18 protein-coding genes and 1 tRNA gene are annotated in these 20,398 nt (G+C 63.6%); 10 read left to right on the top strand and 9 right to left on the bottom strand.

What is annotated here, in order from left to right:
- Window positions 1-10: 10 nt before the first annotated feature.
- The 3 genes from HMPREF3036_RS03085 to trmB all read left to right on the top strand — a co-directional run bounded on the left by HMPREF3036_RS03085 (window position 11) and on the right by trmB (window position 1,408).
- A complete protein-coding gene (locus tag HMPREF3036_RS03085) occupies window positions 11-421 on the top strand; it encodes a phosphate-starvation-inducible PsiE family protein (RefSeq protein WP_005433763.1) in 411 nt (136 codons plus the stop codon).
- 69 nt (window positions 422-490) lie between these two features.
- A tRNA-Gly gene (locus HMPREF3036_RS03080) sits at window positions 491-564 on the top strand.
- A gap of 85 nt (window positions 565-649) precedes the next feature.
- A complete protein-coding gene (gene trmB / locus HMPREF3036_RS03075) occupies window positions 650-1,408 on the top strand; it encodes a tRNA (guanosine(46)-N7)-methyltransferase TrmB (protein ID WP_005433766.1) in 759 nt (252 codons plus the stop codon).
- A gap of 59 nt (window positions 1,409-1,467) precedes the next feature.
- On the opposite strand, the gene HMPREF3036_RS03070 is transcribed toward trmB, so the two are convergent.
- A complete protein-coding gene (locus HMPREF3036_RS03070) occupies window positions 1,468-2,298 on the bottom strand; it encodes an undecaprenyl-diphosphate phosphatase (RefSeq protein WP_062331456.1) in 831 nt (276 codons plus the stop codon).
- Window positions 2,299-2,460: 162 nt separating this feature from the next.
- Between HMPREF3036_RS03070 and HMPREF3036_RS03065 the strand changes: the two genes are divergently transcribed.
- Window positions 2,461-3,156, top strand: coding sequence for a YecA/YgfB family protein (locus HMPREF3036_RS03065; RefSeq protein ID WP_062331454.1), 696 nt, complete (start codon window positions 2,461-2,463; stop codon window positions 3,154-3,156).
- A gap of 89 nt (window positions 3,157-3,245) precedes the next feature.
- Here the strand turns inward: HMPREF3036_RS03065 and mnmC are convergent, their stop codons facing one another.
- The 6 genes from mnmC to HMPREF3036_RS03035 all read right to left on the bottom strand — a co-directional run bounded on the left by mnmC (window position 3,246) and on the right by HMPREF3036_RS03035 (window position 9,356).
- Window positions 3,246-4,706 (bottom strand): FAD-dependent 5-carboxymethylaminomethyl-2-thiouridine(34) oxidoreductase MnmC1, encoded by a 1,461-nt coding sequence (mnmC, locus tag HMPREF3036_RS03060; protein ID WP_062331451.1) that lies wholly within the window; start codon window positions 4,704-4,706, stop codon window positions 3,246-3,248.
- Window positions 4,707-4,921: 215 nt separating this feature from the next.
- The gene (ettA, locus tag HMPREF3036_RS03055) at window positions 4,922-6,586 is read right to left on the bottom strand and encodes an energy-dependent translational throttle protein EttA (protein ID WP_005433771.1); all 1,665 of its coding nucleotides are present in this window, start codon (window positions 6,584-6,586) and stop codon (window positions 4,922-4,924) included.
- A 213-nt stretch (window positions 6,587-6,799) separates the two neighbouring features.
- Window positions 6,800-7,450 carry a protein kinase family protein gene (locus tag HMPREF3036_RS03050; protein WP_005433772.1) on the bottom strand — a complete coding sequence of 217 codons (651 nt, stop codon included), beginning with the start codon at window positions 7,448-7,450 and terminating at the stop codon, window positions 6,800-6,802.
- Window positions 7,451-7,498: 48 nt separating this feature from the next.
- Entirely contained in the window at window positions 7,499-7,894 is a 396-nt protein-coding gene (locus HMPREF3036_RS03045) for a hypothetical protein (protein WP_005433773.1), read from the bottom strand.
- 157 nt (window positions 7,895-8,051) lie between these two features.
- On the bottom strand, window positions 8,052-8,486 hold the full coding sequence (locus HMPREF3036_RS03040; protein WP_038006379.1) for a universal stress protein: 435 nt from the start codon (window positions 8,484-8,486) through the stop codon (window positions 8,052-8,054).
- Window positions 8,487-8,567: 81 nt separating this feature from the next.
- The gene (locus HMPREF3036_RS03035) at window positions 8,568-9,356 is read right to left on the bottom strand and encodes a tRNA threonylcarbamoyladenosine dehydratase (protein WP_062331447.1); all 789 of its coding nucleotides are present in this window, start codon (window positions 9,354-9,356) and stop codon (window positions 8,568-8,570) included.
- Window positions 9,357-9,607: 251 nt separating this feature from the next.
- Between HMPREF3036_RS03035 and HMPREF3036_RS03030 the strand changes: the two genes are divergently transcribed.
- Both HMPREF3036_RS03030 and HMPREF3036_RS03025 read left to right on the top strand, forming a co-directional pair.
- Window positions 9,608-10,507, top strand: coding sequence for a universal stress protein (locus HMPREF3036_RS03030; protein ID WP_005433787.1), 900 nt, complete (start codon window positions 9,608-9,610; stop codon window positions 10,505-10,507).
- A 240-nt stretch (window positions 10,508-10,747) separates the two neighbouring features.
- Window positions 10,748-11,611, top strand: coding sequence for a LuxR C-terminal-related transcriptional regulator (locus tag HMPREF3036_RS03025; protein ID WP_062331445.1), 864 nt, complete (start codon window positions 10,748-10,750; stop codon window positions 11,609-11,611).
- An 80-nt stretch (window positions 11,612-11,691) separates the two neighbouring features.
- Here the strand turns inward: HMPREF3036_RS03025 and moaC are convergent, their stop codons facing one another.
- The gene (gene moaC / locus HMPREF3036_RS03020) at window positions 11,692-12,174 is read right to left on the bottom strand and encodes a cyclic pyranopterin monophosphate synthase MoaC (RefSeq protein WP_062331442.1); all 483 of its coding nucleotides are present in this window, start codon (window positions 12,172-12,174) and stop codon (window positions 11,692-11,694) included.
- 147 nt (window positions 12,175-12,321) lie between these two features.
- Here moaC and HMPREF3036_RS03015 point away from each other — a divergent pair, with 147 nt between their 5' ends.
- Window positions 12,322-13,821, top strand: a complete 1,500-nt coding sequence (locus HMPREF3036_RS03015; protein WP_062331440.1) for a M48 family metallopeptidase — start codon at window positions 12,322-12,324, stop codon at window positions 13,819-13,821.
- 106 nt (window positions 13,822-13,927) lie between these two features.
- On the top strand, window positions 13,928-15,013 hold the full coding sequence (locus HMPREF3036_RS03010; protein ID WP_005433794.1) for an NAD(P)/FAD-dependent oxidoreductase: 1,086 nt from the start codon (window positions 13,928-13,930) through the stop codon (window positions 15,011-15,013).
- A 119-nt stretch (window positions 15,014-15,132) separates the two neighbouring features.
- Here HMPREF3036_RS03010 and apbC read toward each other — a convergent pair whose 3' ends face one another.
- Window positions 15,133-16,221, bottom strand: a complete 1,089-nt coding sequence (gene apbC, locus HMPREF3036_RS03005) for an iron-sulfur cluster carrier protein ApbC (protein ID WP_005433796.1) — start codon at window positions 16,219-16,221, stop codon at window positions 15,133-15,135.
- Window positions 16,222-16,419: 198 nt separating this feature from the next.
- Between apbC and metG the strand changes: the two genes are divergently transcribed.
- On the top strand, window positions 16,420-18,477 hold the full coding sequence (gene metG / locus HMPREF3036_RS03000) for a methionine--tRNA ligase (protein WP_062331437.1): 2,058 nt from the start codon (window positions 16,420-16,422) through the stop codon (window positions 18,475-18,477).
- A 131-nt stretch (window positions 18,478-18,608) separates the two neighbouring features.
- Window positions 18,609-20,357: a SulP family inorganic anion transporter gene (locus HMPREF3036_RS02995; protein ID WP_038006325.1), complete on the top strand. Its 1,749-nt coding sequence runs from the start codon at window positions 18,609-18,611 to the stop codon at window positions 20,355-20,357.
- The last annotated feature ends 41 nt before the right edge of the window (window positions 20,358-20,398 follow it).

The following is a 20,398-nucleotide window of genomic DNA, read 5'->3' as shown; positions in this document are numbered from 1 at the left end:
TATCGCCACAATGGATCAAAACCACAACTCCGAGACGGCGCCGCTTTCCGATGCCGCCGTCAAGTTCAACTCTGTTCTGACGTTCGCTCAGGGCTTCGCGCTCGTTGCCATCGCCGTCGCCGCCCTGGTCGGCATCTGCTCCTCGATCTGGAGCATGGTCGAGCTTGAGAAGGCCAGCCTCGGCGACCTGCTCCTGCTCTTCCTCTACATCGAGATCCTCTCCATGGTGAAGGGCTCCGCGCTCGGCACCCGCGAGATCCCGATCCGCACGCCGGTGGCTCTTGCCATCGTGGCCGTCGCCCGCTACATCGTGGTCGACGTCGAGCACATGACGCCCGCCTTCATGCTCATGACCGCAGGCGCCATTCTGGTTCTCGTCTGCGCCCTCTGGGTGCTCAGCCACGTGCGCTTCCGCCACTGAGCGGCAACGTCCGGCGCATGCCGCCCGAAGAACGGCGGCATGCTTTTATGGTAGAATTCCAGACCTGTTGCGGGTGTAGCTCAATGGCAGAGCAATAGCCTCCCATGCTAAAGACGAGGGTTCGATTCCCTTCACCCGCTCCATATTCCAAGGATCCCGCCTGAGCGTAAGCTGCGGGATCTTTTCGTATCTACCGCCGCCCCGTGCGGCCCGCCCCTGCTCCGCACCATGGAAAAGAACTGCGAAAAGCCCGAGTTGACGCCTGAAGAACTCGAGGCGCTCAAGAAGCGCCACATCCGCTCCTTCGTCATGCGCCGCGGCCACATCTCGGCCGCCCAGAAGCGCGCCCTTGACGAGTCGCTCCCGCAATACCAGATCGAGTACGCCCCCGAGCTTCTCGACGCCGACAAGGCCTTCGGCCGCCACGCCCCGCTCGTTCTCGAAATCGGCTGCGGCATGGGCGAGACGACCGCCGCCATCGCGCAGGCCCACCCCGAGGTCAACTTCCTCGGCTGCGAGGTCTTCGTGGCCGGCGTCGGCGCGCTTGCCAAGCGTCTCGACGAGATGTCCCTCACCAATGTGCGCATCGTCCGCCACGACGCCGTTGAAATCGTGCGCGACATGATCGCCGAGAACTCCCTCGACGGCGTGCACATCTACTTCCCCGATCCCTGGCGCAAGGCCCGCCATCACAAGCGCCGCCTCGTCGCCCAACCCTTCATCGGACTCCTCGCCTCCCGCATTCGTCCGGGCGGCTACATCCACTGCGCCACGGACTGGGAGAACTACTCCGAGCAGATGCTCGAAGTGCTCGAGGGCGAACCGCTCCTCGAGAACCTCCACGGCGCCGGCAACTTCAGCCCCGTGATGGGCAACCCGCTCTGCGAGCGTCCCCGCACGAAGTTCCAGGCCCGCGGCGAACGCCTCGGCTACGGCATCTGGGATCTGGTCTACATCCGCAAGCAACCCGCTCCCTCTGCGTCATAAAAAAAGCGCGCCTTCCCGGAAAAGGCGCGCTTTTTTCTTGAGCCATCGGCAAACGGCGATCACCAGCTCACCAGCCCCGTCGCCCAGGTAAGGAGGATCACGCCGCCGAAGATGATGCGGTACCATCCGAAGCCGCGGAAGTCGTGCCTCGAAACAAAGCGGATGAGCCAGTGGACGACGACGAGCGCAGAGAAGAAGGACACCACCGTTCCGACCGCCAGTCCCGGCAGATTGGCGGCGACAAGCTGCTCGCGCGCCTGCCAGAGGTCCCAGACCGTGGCGCCGAAGATCGTCGGAATCGCGAGGAAGAAGGAGAACTCGGTCGCAGCCTTGCGCGAAAGCCCGAAGATGAGGCCGCCGATGATCGTGGCGCCCGAGCGGCTCGTGCCGGGAATCATCGCGAGACACTGCGCGACGCCGACCTTGAGCGCGTCCTTCCAGTCCATGTCGTCCATCTCCTTCACGCGCGGCTCGATGCCGAGCTTCTCATGACGATGCTCGACATAGAGGATGATGAGGCCGCCGATGACCAGCGCCGTCGCCACGGTGAGCGGATTGAAGAGATAGGTCTTGAGAAGATCCGAGACAAGAACGCCGACGACGGCAGCGGGGAGGAAGGCCACGAGCGTATTGACGACGAGGCGCTGCTGGACGGGCTCCGAAAAGAGACCACGGAGGACCCTGATGATCCTCTTCCTGTAGTACCAACAGACCGCAAGGATCGCACCCGCCTGAATGGCGACGACGAACGTGTCTGACGTTGCATCCGTGAATCCCACGAGGTCCGCCGCCACGATCAGATGCCCAGTCGAACTCACCGGAAGGAATTCAGTGAGGCCTTCGACGATGCCGAGGAAGGCGGCCTGCAGCAGATAAAGCCAGTCGAACATTGAGCGTCCTGTATCGGAATGGTGAAAAGCGCCCATATTGTCGCAGATACGACGCACGGACACACTTGAGGGAAACAAGCCGTTACGGCTCTCGAGCCCTGCAGGCCAAAGCCCGCTTTGTTAAGATAGCGCCATCATCAATCCTCAACCGGAACTCCAGAAATGGCGAACGAAAAACAGATGGACAGCGAGCTTATTGAAGAGCTTCAGCAGCGCCTTGAAGCGCTCAACAACGAAGGCGTGATGGATGCAGGCGTGATCGACGGCTTCCTGACCGCCTATGCGCTCAACCCCGAGCACCCGAGCAAGCACGACATCTACCCCTACATCTTCAGCGAGGAAGGCGATCCCGCCACCCTGCCCGAAGACGACCGCATCCTCGAGCTGCTCGACATTCGCCTCAACGAAATCCAGGCCGCGCTGGCCGCCAAGGGCGGTCTTGATCCGGTCATCTTCCCGCTCGTCGACGACAACGACGAGATCATCACCGACGAAGAGGGCATCGAAGCCCTCGAACCCTGGGCCTCCGGCTTCTTCTTCGGCATGATGCACTGGCGCGAGGACCTCATCGCCGACGACGAGATCAACTCGCTCGCCACGCCGATCATCCGCAACATCTCTCCCGACGACTTCGAAACCCCCGAGGAAGCCGAGCAGTTCGTGCAGGAATACCGCAGCGGCGAGATGCCGAAGAACCTCGAGGACGCCCTCTACGACCTCGTCAAGGCCGTCTTCGATCTCAAGCAGCTCGTCGATCCGAACAAGCCCGTCGTGCGCGAAGAACCCCGCGTAGGCCGCAACGACCCCTGCCCCTGCGGCAGCAGCAAGAAGTTCAAGCAGTGCTGCGGTAAAAAGTAAGCCTTACGTCCAGTGACTGACGAAAGGGACGATCCTGCACGGACCGTCCCTTTGCTTTTTTCGGCCAGATCTTTTTCAACCTTCCTCTCTCAGCCCGCGAGCAGCTTCGGGAGGAAGCGCGCGGGTTCGAGCTTCGCGGCGAGCGATCCGGGCAGCGCCTGCACGTCGCCCGTCACGTCCGCCGCCACGTGCCTTGCGCACGCAAGCCCCCAGGTGAGCCCGCGGGAGCCGAAGCCCGCGCAGATCCAGAGACCAGGCGCCCTGGGAATCGATCTCGCTTCGGGCACGCCCCTGAAAGCAAGCCCCTCGAGCTCGGCGACCGTCCAGCCGCGGCCCGCAAGCGGCATGCGGTCGGCGGGTACGGCTCGGACGCCTTCGTAAAAGCCCGCGGCCAGCACGTCGGGGCGACGCCCCGTGAGCTTGTCGAAGGTGGACAGGTTGTGCTCATGCGCCTCCTGCACCGCAACGTCGGGCGCCTCGCCCGGCTCGTACGTGGCGCCCACCGCGCAGAAGCCTTCCGTTCGGGCTACGTATCCGTCACCCGTGAGCGCACACCTGAGTTCAGGAAGATCCGTCTCCCTGAGGAGCGATATGCGTCCGTAAAGCGGACTGAGTCCCATCGTGCCGCGTGCGAGGCCGAGCACGCAGGGTGTGGCAAGCGCGGCGCAGACAACCGCCTTCGGAGCGCGGGCAACGACGACGCCCTGAGCCGACACGGCCTCCCACAGCCCCTCTCGCCTGCGAAGGCTCACGGGCATGTTCGTGAGCACCTGAGCCTGCGCCGCCTCAAGCATCCTTCTGGCAAGACGTCCCGCATGCACGAGACCGGCCTTCGGGTAGAGCCAGCCGCCGCGCGAGAGTGCAAGTCCCGCCCGCTCGGACGCCTCCTCCCGCGTGAGGAGCGACGCGAAGTCTCCCGGAAGATGCACGGGACGGCCATAGGCTGCGGCCTCCCGCCACTTTTCGTACTCCTCCTCGGACGAGGCCGCGTCAACGACGCCCTCGGGAATGAAGGCGTCGGGGAAGTCTCGAAGCACCTCCGTCATGGCCTCAAAGCCCGCTCGCGTGAGCTGAAAGAGCGGCGAATCCGACGCCTGCCAGTGCGGATGAATGAGTCCCGCATGAAGGGCCGAGGCGCCGCTGCCGGGCACAGGCCCCGCATCAACGACCACGGCACGACTGCCGCGCTGAGCGAGCTCCCATGCCGTCATGGCGCCGGCAAGCCCCGCACCCACGATCAGCACGCGCTCCGAAGCGCTGCTTCCGCCCCCCTGTTGTTCCTGCTGCTCTTCAGGAGCCTTCCGTGCGCTCCTCAGGCGCCACGACTCTCCGTCAGGCTCAAGAAAACCCGGCGCGCGTTCAAGCGGCGCCGTCGTGACGAGACGGGTTCGAGCCCCCATCAGACGTCTGAACCCGCCGTTGATGTCCTCGGGCATCGAAACGAGCACGTCGGGCACGGTCGTCGTCTCCCTGAGGGCCGCAGCGGCGGTCTCCGCCCTGACGAGGACGAGTCTCGTCCCGCCGCAGGGCACCACGTGGAGTCCCGGCATTGACGCAAATCCCGAATCTCCGGGAACTAGTCCGAGCGCCTGCGCGACGTCCTCCGCCGTCTCTTGCGCCACGGGAACGAGCACGGTGCGGACTTCGCAGGGCTCCAACGGTAAAAGCCTCTGCCGCACGAAGTCGAGCAGAGGCTTTTTCGCAGATGTCAGCAGATGAACGGTCATCGCATCGGCCCGGCCTTTCGGCCGGGCGCATTTCCTCATCAGTGCTTGAGCGGCTTGAAGCGAAGGCGCTTGGGCTGGCAGGCCTCTTCGCCGAGACGGCGGCGCTTGTCGGCTTCGTACTCGTTGTAGTTGCCGTCGAAGAATACGACGCGGGAGTCGCCCTCAAAGGCGAGGATGTGCGTCGCGATTCGGTCGAGGAACCAGCGGTCATGAGACGTCACGAGGGCGCAGCCCGCAAATTCGAGCAGGGCCTCCTCGAGGGCGCGCAGCGTTTCGACGTCGAGGTCGTTCGACGGTTCGTCGAGAAGCAGCACGTTGCCACCGGCGAGAAGCGTCTTGGCAAGGTGCAGACGGCCGCGCTCGCCGCCGGAAAGGCTGCCGACGAGCTTCTGCTGGTCGCCGCCCTTGAAGTTGAAGCGGCCGAGATAGGCACGGCTCGACATCGAGAACTTTCCCACCTGCAGGATGTCCTGGCCGTCGGCCACGGCGTCGAACGCCGTCTTGTCGTTCGGGAGCGAGTCGCGCATCTGGTCGACGGCGGCAAGCTTGACCGTGGTGCCGATCTTGATTTCGCCGCTGTCGGGCTGCTCGCGGCCCGTGATCATCTTGAAGAGCGTGGACTTGCCGGCGCCGTTCGGACCGATCACGCCGACGATGGCGCCGGCGGGGATGCGGAACGACAGGTCGTCGATGAGCAGGCGGTCGCCGAAGCCCTTGGAAACGTGGTTGAACTCGATCACGTCGTTGCCGAGACGCTCGGCGACAGGGATGAAGATTTCATTCGTTTCGTTGCGCTGCTGGTACTCGACGCTGGAGAGCTCCTCGAAGCGCGCAATACGGGCCTTGGACTTGGCCTGACGGCCCTTCGGATTCTGACGGACCCATTCAAGCTCGTGCTTGATGGCCTTCATGCGGGCGTCTTCCTGACGCTTTTCGATCTCAAGGCGCTTTTCCTTCTGGTCAAGCCAGGAGGAGTAGTTGCCCTTCCAGGGAATGCCTTCGCCGCGGTCGAGTTCGAGAATCCATTCGGCCGCGTTGTCGAGGAAGTAGCGGTCATGGGTCACGGCGACGACGGTACCGGGGAAGCGGTGCAGGAACTGCTCGAGCCATTCGACGGATTCGGCGTCGAGATGGTTCGTCGGTTCGTCGAGCAGCAGCATGTCGGGACGAGAGAGCAACAGGCGGCAGAGCGCGACGCGGCGCTTTTCACCACCGGAGAGGTTGCCGATCACGGCATCCCAAGGCGGAAGGCGCAGGGCGTCGGCGGCGATCTCCATCTGAGTCTCGACGTTCGTGCCCGCAGCGGCGATGATGGCCTCAAGACGGGCCTGCTCGGCAGCAAGGGCGTCGAAGTCGGCGTCGGGATCGGCATAGGCGTCGTAGACGGCGTTGAGCTTCTCCTGAGCCTGCATCACCTCGCCCATGCCCTCCTCGACGGTCTCGCGGACGGTCTTGGCCGGATCAAGAGCGGGTTCCTGCGGCAGGTAGCCGATGTTGATGCCGGGCATCGGGATGGCTTCGCCCTCGATGTCCTTGTCGACGCCCGCCATGATCTTGAGGAGCGTGGACTTGCCGGCGCCGTTGAGGCCGAGGACGCCGATCTTGGCGCCCGGGAAGAACGAGAGGGAAATGTCCTTAAGAATCTGACGCTTCGGCGGGACGATCTTCCCGACGCGGTTCATCGTAAAAACATACTGGGCCATGGTTTGATGACTACTCCGGACATGACGAAGGCGGCCGGAGAACGAAGGATTCGTCCGAACGCAACGTGCATGAGCTGATAAGGGAAAAAATGAGGCGCGGACCGACGGATGCCGGACGCATGGAATGTGCCGCTATCTTAACGGAAACGGCGGGGCTTGGCGACAAAAAAGCCGCGGACTCTGCCGCGGCTCTTGTGAGGGTTTGCTTCAGACCTAGTGCTTCTTGAGGCCGAAGTAACCCCTGAAGATCCAGAACTTTCTTAGCCCGTTGATGCGCTCGAGCTCCTTTCGGCGCTCCTCGCCCATCATTTCAGGCTGGAACTGAAGCCATTTCTTGAGGGCGCCCGACATGTCGAAGTCCTCGAGAAGGCGACGAAGGAAGCCCGGCATCCAGCCCGTGTAGAGCGAAGCCTGGAAGTCGATGAGGCCGGGCGAGCCGTTGGGGCGGATCATCACGTTGCCCGTTCCGCGCACGTCGAGATGCACGACGCCGCGCGCATGCATGGCGCGCAGGAGCTCCTCGAACGCCTCAAGATAGGCGGGCGTGACGCGCTCGGGTTCGCGGCCGATGTTCGAGCCCTCCATGAAGAGCACGGCCATCGCCTCGCGGTCGATGCGGAAGGACTCCTGGGAAACGCCCTCGACGCCGCGCAGGCGCGCGAGAATCGAAAGCTCTCGCCTCAGCAGGAAGGGCGCGATGAAGGTGCGGACCCACCAGGGACGCGCGGAGAAGTCCTTCACGGTCCAGGAGCGTCCGTCAATCTCCACGCGCGTGACGACAGCGTTGGCCACGCGGCCGTTGCGCAGGAGCTTCGTCGGAGCCTGTGCCAGATCGGCACGGGCAAAAGGCTTGGTCTCGGTCATGAGGTATCCCGGAGAGGCCGCCCGAAGGCGGCGCGTCCCCTGACGTCATCAGGGCATGGCGATGCCACTGCCGGCGGCAGGCGGCGCCTGGAAGCCCGGCATGCCCGGGGTGACGATCTGGCTGGCGGCCTCGCGGCGCATGGCCTGAAGCTTTTCGATCGTGTCGCGCACGCCCTGCTTGGCTGCCTCGCCGTAGCCGGCGACGGCTTCGGCAAGCGTTTCGGCCTTGATCTCAAAGGAAATCGGCAGCGGACCCATCTGGGTCATGATCTGCGTGTCGCCGAGGAAGAGGAGCGGACGGTTCGTGTCGCGCTCGCCGGAGTCGAGAATCGGCGTCAAGACGTGGATGGTGCCGACCTTGCGGTCCGTCACGACCTCTTCGCGATAGAGGCTGGCCACATCCATCTGGGTGTTCATGGCATCAATGCTGTCCTGTGCGGGCATAAGACTCTCCGAATGGCCGCAGGCGTTGCGCCGGCGGCGTCATGTTCCAATCAATATCCAATCAATGGGAAGCCGGCGGCAGGCCGCCGGCGTCGCGTCGAAATTGTACAGAAGTTGACGGGACGGTCCGCAGGGCCGTCCCGAAGGCGTCGTCAGATCAGCGGTAGACCATGACGGGAATCTGGGAGTGCGTGAGCACCTTCTGGGTTTCGGAGCCGAGCAGGACGGCCGCGAAGCCCTGACGGCCGTGGCTCGCCATGAAGACGACGTCGCAGTCGTGCTTCTTGGACTGTTCGATGATCGCCTCGGCGGGCGAGAAGCTCTTCACCATGAGGGTGGTCGAGGGCACCCCGATTTCATCGCAGCGGCGCTTGGCGTCGGCAAGACGGTCCTTGGCCTCGGCGGTCACGCGCTCGTCGTACTGCTCGATCGATTCCGGACGGTATTCGGAAAGATTCGTGTAGGAGTACGGCTCGACGACGGTGATGAGCACGAGCGAAGCGCCGAGAGACTTGGCAAAGCGGGCGGCGCCCTCCACGGCCTTTTCCGACATCGGCGTGCCGTCGGTCGGAACCAGAATGCGCTTGTACATGATGTTGAGATCCTTTTTACTCTGTTTTTCCATGGCGCCGTCCTGCGCGGGACGACGCATATCCTTTCATTGTAGGCGGATTCAGTCTGCCGTGTTTTGAGCGCCCGCAATATCGTTGATCACGATTCCCGCCAGCCTGAGGCCTGCGGAACCCGTCACGGAGACGAAGGAGCCGAAGCCGATCCGGCTGCCGGGCTCGGCGCCGATCGCCTCCAGACTGTCGGCGCCGGGCTGCCTGAGAGGCTCCGTGCTGTAGACCGCGGGAATGCCGAAGAGCGTCGAGCGGCCGTCGGCCGAACCTGCGGGGAAGCCGTACTCCTTTCTAAGAAAGGTGCGTAGCTTCCCGAGAAGCGGATCACCCTTGACGCGCGCGAGGTCCGAAACCTCGATGCGCGAGGGATCGATGCGCGCGCCTGCGCCGCCCGCGCAGACGGTCCTCACGCCCATGCCGCGGGCCGCCGCATGCAACGCGGCCTTTCCCTTGAGGTCGTCGATGCAGTCGACGAGCCAGTCGCAGTCGGACGGAATGACCTGCACCGCGTTCTCGGGCGTCACGAAGACCGTCTTCACCTCGATGCGGCAGTCAGGATTGATGAGCAGGCAGCGCTCCCTGAGCACCTCGGCCTTCGCGCGTCCGTAGGCGCCCTCAAAGGCGGGCAGCTGGCGGTTCGTGTTCGAGAGCGCCACATCGTCGCCGTCGATCAGCGTGATGCGGCCCACCGACGTGCGGACCAGAGCCTCCACGACCCAGCTGCCGACGCCGCCCAGCCCCACCACGGCCACATGCGCGCCGGCGAGGCGCCTGGCGCCCTCCTCGCCGAAAAGACGGCCCACGCCTCCGAATCGCCTCGGGTCAGTCGTCACGCTCATATCAGTTCTCCATTTGTCCGAACAATTAGATTTTTAAAATGTGAGTGAAGTTTTCCGAGAGGCTCAATTTCGTTTTTTATTGCTTTAGAGCAAGAAAACGACGGTGCGGACGTCTTGGCTTTGATGCCGCCGCAGTCGTTTCAGAGTACATTGTCCTCAAGGACGGAAGTTCTTCGCCACCGCGAGTGTAAAGCACGGCGACGGCAAAGAACAACGTGACCACCGTCCTGCAAAGATCCTCAGGAGGTTATATGCGCATTCTCGTTCCCGTTGACGGCAGTGAAAACAGCATGCACGCCGTGGAATTCATCGCCAGCCGCACCACGCTTCTCGGGAGCAATCCGGAAATCGAAGTCCTGAACGTTCAGCTTCCGCTTCCGGCACGCGCCTGCCGACTCGTCGGCCAGGACTCCCTGACCCGCTACTATGAAGACGAAGCCGCCAAGGTCTTCGAACCCGTGCGCGCCGAGCTCAACAAGGTCGGCTTCCAGGCAGGCGAGGCCTTCCTCGTCGGCGAAGCCTCCGACAGCATCGCGGCCGAAGCCGAAAAGTTCGGCGCCGACCTGATCGTCATGGGCTCCCGCGGCCAGACCGCTCTTCGCGGCCTCTTCTTCGGCTCCGTCTCGAACGGCGTCCTCGCCAAGTCCAAGTGCCCCGTCCTGATGCTGCGCGACAAGGCCGCGCCGCAGTCCGACGCTCTCAAGGTCGGCATCGCGGTCGACGGCTCCAAGTACGGCCGCGCCGCCGTGCGCTACGCCCTCAAGCACATCTCGCTCTTCGGCACGGGCGCACAGTTCTACCTCATCAACGTGGTGAGCGACTACGCCGGCGCCGTGATGCCCGACATGGCCGGCATGGCCCTGCCCGCACTCTCCGAAGAGGAAGTGCTCGAACTGCAGAAGGACGAGTTCAATGAAGCCGTTGAGCCGCTGCGTCCGCTCTTTGCCAAGGCCGCCGTCGCGACCAAGGAAATCTGCCTCGTCGGCAACGCAGGCGACGAAATCGCCGCCTTCGCGAAGAAGAAGAAGCTCGACCTCGTGGTCATGGGCTCCCACGGCTACGGCCGCTTCAAGGCCGCCGTCATGGGCTCGACCGCAACCCGCATCGCCGCCACGGGCGACGTTCCGCTTTTGATCATCCGTCAGGCCTGACGGCCTGAGCGCAGCGGGCGGTTCCTGCAGGATGCCACCCGCCGCTGAAGATAGCCGGCCTCTGGCCGGCTATCTTTTTCCACCGGCATACGCCCTGGAGCACCTGCAACACAGGCATTTCGACGAACGGCACGCCTGACCATCCCCGATTTGCGGGATGTCGTAGAATACCTGCATGTTCCGCCGGGCAGCGTCTCAGCCGCCCGGCGCCCCACCTCTGCGACCCTGACAAATCCAAAGATGATTACTCTCACCGAAGAACAGTTGAGTTCTAGCGGCACGACCGCCGCGGGCAAGGACTCCAAGAAGTCGCCCGCTTCCTCCGGCCGCAGGCTCGACACCTCCGACCTCCAGGAGGGCAGGGGCAGCCGCCGTTATGTCAACGGCACGTTCCCCCGCGAACAGGACCGCGACTCCAAGTTTTCGAGCTCCGCTCCCTCAAGTCGCATCCGCGTGCTGATCGCCGCGAACAGCAAGACGGAGGCCCGCTCCCTGAGCGCCATGCTCTCGGACCGCAACGAGTTCATGGTCGTCGGCACCGCCACGACCTTCAACGAGCTTGACGCCACGCTGCACCTGCGCACCGACGTCGACGTGCTCGTCACCGACGTCGAACTCGGCGGCGCCACGGTCTTCCCCATCGTCGAAAAGGCTGTCACGCTCCGCCCGAACCTCAACGTGCTCTGCTACACGAACCGCAGCGAGCCGAACTTCATCATGAACGCCATCCGTGCGGGTGCGCTCGGCTACGTGCTACGCAACTCCCAGGAAAGCCTGGACAACTGCGTGCGCCTCATCAACGGCGGCGGATCCCCGATGTCCCCCGCCGTGACCCGCCACGTCCTGCGCGCCATGCAGATGAAGAAGAACTCCGAGCCGCTCGTGGCCGCCACGAACGACGCGCCCGACATCTCCACCCGCGAGCGCGAGATTCTCGAGCTTCTGGCCAAGGGCATTCCGTTCGCCGAAATCGGCACGATCCTCATGATCTCGCCGCACACCGTGACTGCGCACATCAAGAAGATCTACCGCAAGCTTCAGGTCCACTCCCGCGGCGAAGCGGTCTACGAGGCCAGAGCCCTCAACCTGATCAGCGACAGCTGACGACGGGCTCCATACGAAAGGAGGCCGGCGTGCCAAATGCACGCCGACCTCCTTTCGTTTCAGTCAGGGAAAAAGCCGCCTCAGGCCCTTTCAGCCGTCCAGCGGCCCGACTTACCGCCGTCCTTCTTGAGAAGGCGTATGTCGGTCATCACCATGCCTCGGTCGACGGCCTTGCACATGTCGTAGATCGTGAGCAGGCCGACCTGCACGGCCGTGAGCGCCTCCATCTCGACGCCCGTCTTGCCGTAGCATTCGCAGCGGGCCGTGCACGTCACGGCGTGCGTCTTCTCGTCAAGCTCGAAGTCGACCGCCACGCGGGTGAGTCCGATCGGATGGCAGAGCGGCACGAGATCCGACGTGCGCTTGCTGGCCATGATGGCCGCCACGCGCGCAATGCCGATCACGTCGCCCTTCTTGGCCGTACCACCCGCGACGAGCTCGAACGTGGCGGGCTGCATGTGGATGCGGCCGCAGGCCACTGCGATTCGGTACGTCTCGGACTTCTCGCCGACGTTGACCATATGGGCCTGACCGGCCTCGTCAAAGTGTGTCAGTTCGCTCATTTTCGTTACCTTTGATCCTGTAAGGCGCCCGAAAGCGGGGCTCCGGACGCGTCCGCCCATTATGATAGCGGTCGGGACCTCCATTTTGTCTGCACGATGCGCAGGCGCGGCGCACACTGTCCGCTCCTCCGCCCCAAAGGAATTTCGATGAACTTCAAAGCGTGGGTACTTCTCGTCTCGGCCATGACGACCGCATGCCTGCCCGGCACGGCACTGTCGGCAGGCCAGACGCCGCTCGACCTCAACCTGCCGAGTCTGGGCACCGTCGCAGGCGCCGAGCTCTCACCCGCCGACGAATACGCTCTCGGCGCGCAGATCATGCGGCAGGTTCGAGCCGACCCCACCTACATGTCGGACCCCGAAACGAGCGAATACCTCAACAGGCTCGGCTACCAGCTCGTCAGCAACGCGAACACCTACACCTACCAGTTCTTCTTCTTTCCCATCCGGGACGCAACGCTCAACGCCTTCGCGCTTCCGGGCGGCTACATCGCCGTGCACACGGGCACCATCATCAACGCTCAGAACGAAAGCGAGCTTGCAGGCGTCATGGGCCATGAAATCGGCCACGTCTCCCAACGCCACATCGCGCGCATGATCGAGGCCCAGAAGGGGAACATGGCCCTCACAATCGGTTCCATGCTTCTGGCCATTCTCGCCGCACGAGCGGGCGGAAATTCGGGCGGTCACGCCGCCGCGGCCGTCGCCATGGGCTCCCAGGCCGCCATGATCCAGTCCCAGCTCAACTACTCGAGAGACGCCGAACGAGAGGCCGACCGCGTGGGTCTGCAGACCCTCTACAACGCAGGCTTCGACCCCAAGGGCATGGAGAGCTTCTTCGAGCGCCTCCATTCGAGCAACCGCTTCTACGAATCGGCCGCCCCCGCCTACCTCTCCACCCATCCGCTCACCGTCGAGCGAATGGCCGACATGGAGAACCGCACCCGCAGCATCCCGCCGCGCCTGCACCGCGACAGCCTCGACTTCAAGCTGATCCAGGCGCGCCTTGAGGTGCTGCAGGAGACGCGCCACGACGGCTGGTACAAGGTCAGGAAGGAATTCCAGCGCCGCCTCAAGACCTCCTCGGGCATCAATGAGGCCGTGCTTCACTACGGCCTCTCGGTGGCGGCCCAGAAGCTGCACGAACCCGACGAGGCCCTCGTCGAGGCGCGCCTCGCCATGAAGGCGGGCAAGAGCGCCATTCTCGTGCGCAATCTCACGCGCACCGAGTACGACGCCGCCCGCACCGCCGCCGACAAGAGAAAGGCCGTCGAGGACGCCCGCAGCGCCGTCGATCGCTTTCCGCTCTCCACGATGATTGCGGAAAACTACGTCGACCTCCTCTACAGCCAGAACGAGCATCAGAAGCTCATCCACTTCCTGCGCAGCAACACCGCGATAAGCCAGGAGAGCTCCAACTACCATGCACTCCTCGCACGCTCCTACGAAAAGCTCGGCAAGAAGAGCCTCCAGTACCTGCACACGGGCGAGATGTACGCGCTCTATGGCTCCACCGAGGCGGCCGTCTACCAGATGACGCTCGGGCAGAAGGCCGCCGACGGCGACTTCTACACCATGAGCCAGATCGACGCACGCCTGCGCGAACTGCGCGAGCAGCTCCTCATCGAGAAGGAGCGCGCCAAGTGATAGGCCCCGCAGGCGCCTGCATCAGGACCCGAAAGCGTGCGAAAATACCGCAACCGCCTTCCCCGAGGGGAAGGCTCAACCGTTTTTACCCATTCGAAACAGAATCATGGCTATTGAAGACTATATGACCGTTGCCGAGCCCACCGATGAGCTCATTGAAACCGATGCCGTCGTCGTGGGCGCCGGTCCCGTCGGCCTCTTCCAGGTGTTCGAGCTCGGCCTGCTCGAAATCAAGTGCCACGTCATCGACTCGCTTCGCAACGTCGGCGGCCAGTGCATGGAGCTCTATCCGACGAAGCCCATCTACGACATTCCCGCCGTTCCCGTCTGCTCCTCCTACGAGCTCACAGAAAACCTCCTCAAGCAGAACCATCACTTCGGCCCCGTCTTCCACCTCGGCCAGGAAGTCACCCGCGTTGAAAAGCAGGAGGACGGCCGCTTCTACGTCGAGACGAGCACCGGCACCCGCTTCATGACCAAGGTCGTGATCATCGCCGCCGGCGTCGGCTCCTTCCAGCCGCGTCCGCTCCGCGTCAAGGGCATCGAGAAGTTCGAGGGCACGCAGCTTCACTACAGCTGCAAGGATCCCTCCGTCTTTGAAGGCAAGAACGTCGTCATCTGCGGTGGCGGCGACTCCGCCCTCGACTGGACGCTCAACCTCGTGGGCCGCGCCGAAAGCGTCGTGCTCGTTCACCGCCGCGACGGCTTTCGCGCCCAAGCCGCCTCCGTCGCCAAGATGAAGGAACTGTGCGAGAACTGGGAGATGCAGTTCGAAGTGGGCCAGGTCACGGGCTTCAACGAAGCCGACGGCAAGCTCACCGAAGTGCTCGTCGCGGGCGCCGACGGCGTCACGCGCCGCATCCCGCTCGACCATCTGCTCGTCTTCTTCGGTCTGCAGCCCAAGCTCGGCCCGATCGAGAACTGGGGCCTCGAGCTCGACCGCAAGCAGATCGTCGTCGACACCGCCCGCTTTGAGACGAACATCCCGGGCATCTTCGCCGTGGGCGACATCAACACCTACCCCGGCAAGAAGAAGCTCATCCTCTCCGGCTTCCACGAATGCGCCCTCGCCGCCTTCGCGGCCTGCGACTACGTCTTCCCGGAAAAGCGCGTGTTCCTGCAGTACACGACCACGTCGCCGAAGCTCCACAAGGTACTCGGCGTCGAGACGCCGAACTTTGACGAAGACTGATCGTCTTTGAGTCCAAGGACTCCATGGACAGAGGGGACGGCCCTGCGGCCGTCCCCTCTTGCTTTTTCGCCTGCGAAGACCCGCGCTCAACGCGGGCCTTCGACGCCGTTTTCTTTCGATCAGTCGTTCACGACGCGGATGCCGGGCATCTTGGCCGTGTAGTCCTTCGTGATGCGGGCGAGAGCGCCGGCGACCTTCATCGCCATCTCGCGGTACATCAGGGCCTCCTTGCCGTCGGGCTCGGCGGCGACCGTGGGCAGGCCGCTGTCGGCCTGTTCGCGGATCTTGGCCGAAAGCGGAAGCTCGCCGAGAAGCGGCACACCGTACTGCTCGCTCATGCGCTTGGCGCCGCCTTCACCGAAGATGTGCTCGACTTCGCCGCAGTGCGGGCAGATGAAGACGGACATGTTCTCGATGATGCCGAGGATGGGCACATTCACCTTCTGGAACATGCGCAGGCCCTTCTTGGCGTCGATGAGCGCGATGTCCTGCGGGGTCGTCACGACGACGGCGCCCGTGAGCGGCACCTGCTGCGAGAGCGTGAGCTGGATGTCGCCCGTTCCCGGAGGCATGTCGACGATCAGGTAGTCGAGGTCGTGCCAGTTCGTCTGGGTGATGAGCTGCTGCAGGGCGCCTGCGGCCATCGGGCCGCGCCAGATCATCGGATCGTCCTCCTCGATCATGAAGCCGATCGAGTTGATCTGCAGGCCGAGGGATTCCATCGGCTCCATCGTCTTGCCGTCGGCGCTCACGGGCTGGCCGGAGGCGCCGAGCATCTTGGGCTGGGACGGACCGTAAATGTCCGCATCAAGCACGCCGACGCGGGCGCCTTCGTGCGCAAGCGCGAGCGCGAGGTTGGCGGAGACCGTGGACTTGCCGACGCCGCCCTTACCGGAGCTCACCGCAATGATATTCTTGACGCCGGGCATGACGCGAAGCGTGCCCTGCACCTTGTGCGCGATGATGTTCTGCGTGACGCTCACCTCAACGGAGGCGGCACCTGCGGCGCGGACGGCCTCGCCCACGGCCTGACCGACGGCTTCGGCACGGTGCTTGGCGGGATAGCCGAGCTCAATGAACACCTTGACGTTGCCGTTCTCGTCGGTTTCGGCGCTCTTGAACATCTTGCCGGACACGTAGTCGGTGCCGGTGACAGGGTCGATCAGCGCGGAAAGGGCGCTCTTGATCGCTTCCGTGGAAATGGTCATGGGATTCTTCTCCGTTGATGTCCGCGCGCATCGCGCGTGTGGTTATGCGGATTTTACGCGCCGATCCTTTGATTTTCCTGAAAAGGCCCGGACTGGAAAGGCTCTCCAAGCCCCCTCGGGTTTTCGCTACGCTAAAATAACTGATTGCTTCGGATTTTCCGAAGCGCCCTTCATTTCAACTTCGGATTTAACACGACGATGAGTCAGCGCAATCTTTTTGTTACGACCGCCTTGCCTTACGCGAACGGCGCCTTCCACATGGGCCACATCATGGAGTACATCCAGGCTGACATCTGGGTGCGTCACGAGCGCATGTCCGGCAACAAGGTCCACTTCGTCGGCGCCGACGACGTGCACGGCGCGCCGATCATGATTGCCGCCCAGAAGCGCGGCATCACGCCGCAGGCCTTCGTCGCCGAAATCGCCGCAGGCCGCAAGCAGTACCTCGACGGCTTCCACATCAGCTTCGACAACTGGCACAGCACCGACGCCGTTGAAAACCACGAGCTCAGCCAGGACATCTACCGCCGCCTCGTCGCCGCCGGTCTCATCTACACGAAGGAGATCGAGCAGTACTACGACACGGTCAAGGGCATGTTCCTCGCCGACCGCTTCATCAAGGGCACGTGTCCGCGCTGCGGCGCGACCGACCAGTACGGCGACAACTGCGAAAAGTGTTCCGCCGTCTACTCCCCGATGGAAGTCGTGAACCCGTACTCCACGCTTTCGGGCTCCCGTCCGGAAATCCGCAAGTCCACGCACTACTTCTTCAAGCTCTCCGACCCGCAGTGCGTCCAGTTCCTCCGCGACTGGACCAACGGCAAAGGCAAGGACGGCCTGCCGCGCGTGCAGCAGGAGGTCCTCGCCAAGGACAGCGAATGGCTCGGCAAGGACGGCAACCTCTCAGACTGGGACATCTCCCGCGACGAACCGTACTTCGGCATCGCCATTCCCGACGCTCCGGGCAAGTACTTCTACGTCTGGCTTGACGCCCCCGTCGGCTACCTCGCCTCGCTCAAGAACTACTGCGACAAGCAGGGCCTCGACTTCGAAGGCATCCTCTCCGACGAAAAGACGGAGCAGATCCACTTCATCGGCAAGGACATCATCTACTTCCACACGCTCTTCTGGCCCGCCATGCTGCACTTTGCCGGCAAGCCCTTCCGCGTGCCCGATCACGTCAACGCCCACGGCTTCATGACCGTCAACGGCGAGAAGATGTCCAAGAGCCGCGGCACCGGCATCTCGCCGCTGCAGTACCTCGAGCTCGGCATGGACGCCGAATGGCTCCGCTACTACCTTGCCGCCAAGATGAACTCCCGCGTCGAGGACGTCGACTTCACGAAGTCCGACTTCGCCCAGCGCGTCAACTCCGACCTGATCGGCAAGTACGTCAACATCGCCAGCCGCGCCGCGGGCTTCATCTTCAAGAAGTTCGAGGGCCGCGTCGACGATTCCGCCATGCAGGATCCGCTGCTTGAAGCCATCCGCAACCGCGCCGAGGAAGTCAAGGGCTTCTTCGAAATCCGCGAGTTCGCCCGCGCCACGCGCCTCGTAATGGAGCTCGCCGACAAGATCAACGAGTTCGTCGATCAGGAAAAGCCGTGGGAGCTCGCCAAGAACCCCGAGGCCAGGGCCGAACTGCACCGCGTCTCCTCGATCGCCCTCGAAGGCTTCCGCCTGCTCACGCTCTACCTCAAGCCCGTGCTGCCCGCCACGGCCACCCGCGTCGAGGACTTCCTCTCGATCGAACCTCTCACCTGGGCGAGCGTCTCCGTGCCGCTCTCCTCCGCGAGCCCGATCAAGGCCTTCAAGCACCTGATGCAGCGCGTCGACATGGAAAAGCAGCTTGACGTCCTCGTCCCCGAAAAGGCTCCCGAGCCCGAACCCGTCCTGCCCGGCGGCGAAGCCATCGCTCCCGAGTGTACGATCGACGACTTCACGAAGATCGACCTGCGCGTCGCCAAGATCGTCAAGTGCGAGCCCGTCGAAGGCTCCACGAAGCTTCTGCGCCTCACGCTCGATCTGGGCGAAGGCCGCACCCGCAACGTCTTCTCCGGCATTGCAAGCGCCTACAAGCCCGAGCAGCTCGAAGGCCGCATGACGGTCGTGATCGCCAACCTCGCCCCGCGCAAGATGCGCTTCGGCGTCTCCGAAGGCATGGTTCTCGCCGCCTCCGACGCCGGCGACAAGTCGCTCGGCCTCTTCGTGCTCGAACCGCACTCCGGCGCTATTCCCGGCATGCGCATCCGATAAGATCGACTTATTTGCGCAATAGGCCTGATTTTTTGGCCATTGCTTGCGATTGAGCAAAGGCATCCTCTTCCTAAGGAGGATGCCTTTTCTTACAATTAGGCGTTTTTCCCTCACCTCATCCGGTTTTCGACATGAGCTTCAAAGACATGGCCCGCGAATTCATGCACCACGTGCCGCTGGCCAAATTCCATCCGGTGCTCCTCACCTGCCTGAAGGAATACGACAGCCGCATGCTGTCGCGCGACATCTCCGCCGGCCTCACCGTGGGCATGGTGGCCCTGCCGCTCGCCATGGCCTTCGGCATCGCCTCCGGCGTGCCGCCCGAATCGGGCCTCTACACCGCCATCATCGCTGGCTTCCTCATCTCGCTTCTCGGCGGCTGCCGCGTCCAGATCGGCGGTCCCGCCGGCGCCTTCGTCGTCATCATCTACGGCATCATCGCACAGTACGGCTTGAGCAACCTCATGCTCGCCACGCTCGGCTCAGGCGTCATCCTCTTCCTGATGGGCCTCTTCAAGATCGGCGGCTTCATCAAGTTCATCCCCGTATCGATCGTGATCGGCTTCACGAACGGCATTGCGGTCATGATCGGCCTGCAGCAGGTCAAGGACTTCCTCGGCCTCACCGTCGCCAAGATGCCCGCCGACTTCTTCGGCCAGGTCAACACGATCATCAACAACATCGGCACGATCAATCCGTGGGCCTTCGGCCTTGCGCTTGCGAGCTTCCTCATCGTCAAGTTCTGGCCCAAGGGCTATCAGATGAGCGGCCCGCAGTGGAAGCGCTGGCTCGCCCACCTGCCCGGCACCGTCGTCGTCCTCGTGCTCTCCACGATCATCGTCACGGTCTTCGGCCTTCCCGTCGAAACGATCGGCTCCAAGTTCGGCGGCATTCCGCAGTCCCTCCCGAGCCTGCAGATCCCCGACCTCGAGTGGGACACCGCCAAGCAGCTTCTCGGCCCGATGATCACGATCGCCGTGCTCGGTTCCATTGAAAGCCTGCTGTGCGCCCGCGTGGCCGACACGATGACCGACGACCGCCACGACCCCAATCAGGAACTGATGGGCCAGGGCGTCGCCAACATGATCGTTCCGTTCTTCGGCGGCATCCCCGCCACCGGCACAATCGCCCGTACCGTCACGAACATCAAGTCCGGCGCCTTCTCGCCCGTCGCGGGCATGGTCCACGCCATCACGCTTCTCGTCGTGATCCTCGCCGCCGCCCCGCTTGCGAGCAACATCCCGCTCTGCGCGCTTGCCGCCATCCTCGTCTTCGTGGCCTGGAACATGGGCAACTGGCGCGAGTTCCTGCGCCTGCGCTCAATGACGCTCTCCTACAAGGCGACGCTTCTCATCACGTTCTTCCTGACCGTGATCTTCGACCTGACGGTCGCCGTCCAGTTCGGCCTCGTCGTTGCCTGCGTCTTCTTCCTGATGCGCATGAACAACCTGACGGTCGTCGAACCCGTCACGCTTCCGTTCAACGTGCCCGACACGGTCGAGGCCTGGCACATCAAGGGCGCCCTCTTCTTCGGCTCCGTCTCCAAGCTCGAGCACGTGACCGATCCGGCCCGCATCACGTCGGCCTCCGCAGCCCGCATCGTGATCCTTGACTTCACCGACCTGCTCAACATCGACAACTCCGCGATGGACCAGATCGAAGTCTATGCACGCGCCCTGCACCGCCACAACCACGAGCTGATCATTGCGGGCGCCTCCGGCCACCCGCTCGCCCAGCTCAAGCGCACCAACATCGCCCAGCGTCTCGGTGCAAACCTCGTGCCGAACATGGAGTTCGCCTTCGCCCGTGCCGAAATCATCCTCAAGGAGCAGGATGAAAAGGCCGCCGCCAAGCGCGCTCTCCTCGGCGGAGAAGCCTAAACAGCCTCCACGCTCAGGCAAAGACAAAAACCCCGTCAGGC

The organism is Sutterella sp. KLE1602 (assembly GCF_001578585.1).
Taxonomy (GTDB): domain Bacteria; phylum Pseudomonadota; class Gammaproteobacteria; order Burkholderiales; family Burkholderiaceae_F; genus Sutterella; species Sutterella wadsworthensis_A.
Note: the sequence above shows the minus strand (reverse complement) of the source record. Positions and strands in the feature narration are given on the sequence as shown.

What these genes read in the sequence shown, in the direction of transcription:
- HMPREF3036_RS03085 (WP_005433763.1), top strand. Translation starts at nt 11, where the DNA reads ATGGATCAAAACCACAACTCCGAGACGGCGCCGCTTTCCGATGCCGCC.
- trmB (WP_005433766.1), top strand. Translation starts at nt 650, where the DNA reads ATGGAAAAGAACTGCGAAAAGCCCGAGTTGACGCCTGAAGAACTCGAG.
- HMPREF3036_RS03070 (WP_062331456.1), bottom strand. Translation starts at nt 2,298, where the DNA reads ATGTTCGACTGGCTTTATCTGCTGCAGGCCGCCTTCCTCGGCATCGTC.
- HMPREF3036_RS03065 (WP_062331454.1), top strand. Translation starts at nt 2,461, where the DNA reads ATGGCGAACGAAAAACAGATGGACAGCGAGCTTATTGAAGAGCTTCAG.
- mnmC (WP_062331451.1), bottom strand. Translation starts at nt 4,706, where the DNA reads ATGCCGGGACTCCACGTGGTGCCCTGCGGCGGGACGAGACTCGTCCTC.
- ettA (WP_005433771.1), bottom strand. Translation starts at nt 6,586, where the DNA reads ATGGCCCAGTATGTTTTTACGATGAACCGCGTCGGGAAGATCGTCCCG.
- HMPREF3036_RS03050 (WP_005433772.1), bottom strand. Translation starts at nt 7,450, where the DNA reads ATGACCGAGACCAAGCCTTTTGCCCGTGCCGATCTGGCACAGGCTCCG.
- HMPREF3036_RS03045 (WP_005433773.1), bottom strand. Translation starts at nt 7,894, where the DNA reads ATGCCCGCACAGGACAGCATTGATGCCATGAACACCCAGATGGATGTG.
- HMPREF3036_RS03040 (WP_038006379.1), bottom strand. Translation starts at nt 8,486, where the DNA reads ATGTACAAGCGCATTCTGGTTCCGACCGACGGCACGCCGATGTCGGAA.
- HMPREF3036_RS03035 (WP_062331447.1), bottom strand. Translation starts at nt 9,356, where the DNA reads ATGAGCGTGACGACTGACCCGAGGCGATTCGGAGGCGTGGGCCGTCTT.
- HMPREF3036_RS03030 (WP_005433787.1), top strand. Translation starts at nt 9,608, where the DNA reads ATGCGCATTCTCGTTCCCGTTGACGGCAGTGAAAACAGCATGCACGCC.
- HMPREF3036_RS03025 (WP_062331445.1), top strand. Translation starts at nt 10,748, where the DNA reads ATGATTACTCTCACCGAAGAACAGTTGAGTTCTAGCGGCACGACCGCC.
- moaC (WP_062331442.1), bottom strand. Translation starts at nt 12,174, where the DNA reads ATGAGCGAACTGACACACTTTGACGAGGCCGGTCAGGCCCATATGGTC.
- HMPREF3036_RS03015 (WP_062331440.1), top strand. Translation starts at nt 12,322, where the DNA reads ATGAACTTCAAAGCGTGGGTACTTCTCGTCTCGGCCATGACGACCGCA.
- HMPREF3036_RS03010 (WP_005433794.1), top strand. Translation starts at nt 13,928, where the DNA reads ATGGCTATTGAAGACTATATGACCGTTGCCGAGCCCACCGATGAGCTC.
- apbC (WP_005433796.1), bottom strand. Translation starts at nt 16,221, where the DNA reads ATGACCATTTCCACGGAAGCGATCAAGAGCGCCCTTTCCGCGCTGATC.
- metG (WP_062331437.1), top strand. Translation starts at nt 16,420, where the DNA reads ATGAGTCAGCGCAATCTTTTTGTTACGACCGCCTTGCCTTACGCGAAC.
- HMPREF3036_RS02995 (WP_038006325.1), top strand. Translation starts at nt 18,609, where the DNA reads ATGAGCTTCAAAGACATGGCCCGCGAATTCATGCACCACGTGCCGCTG.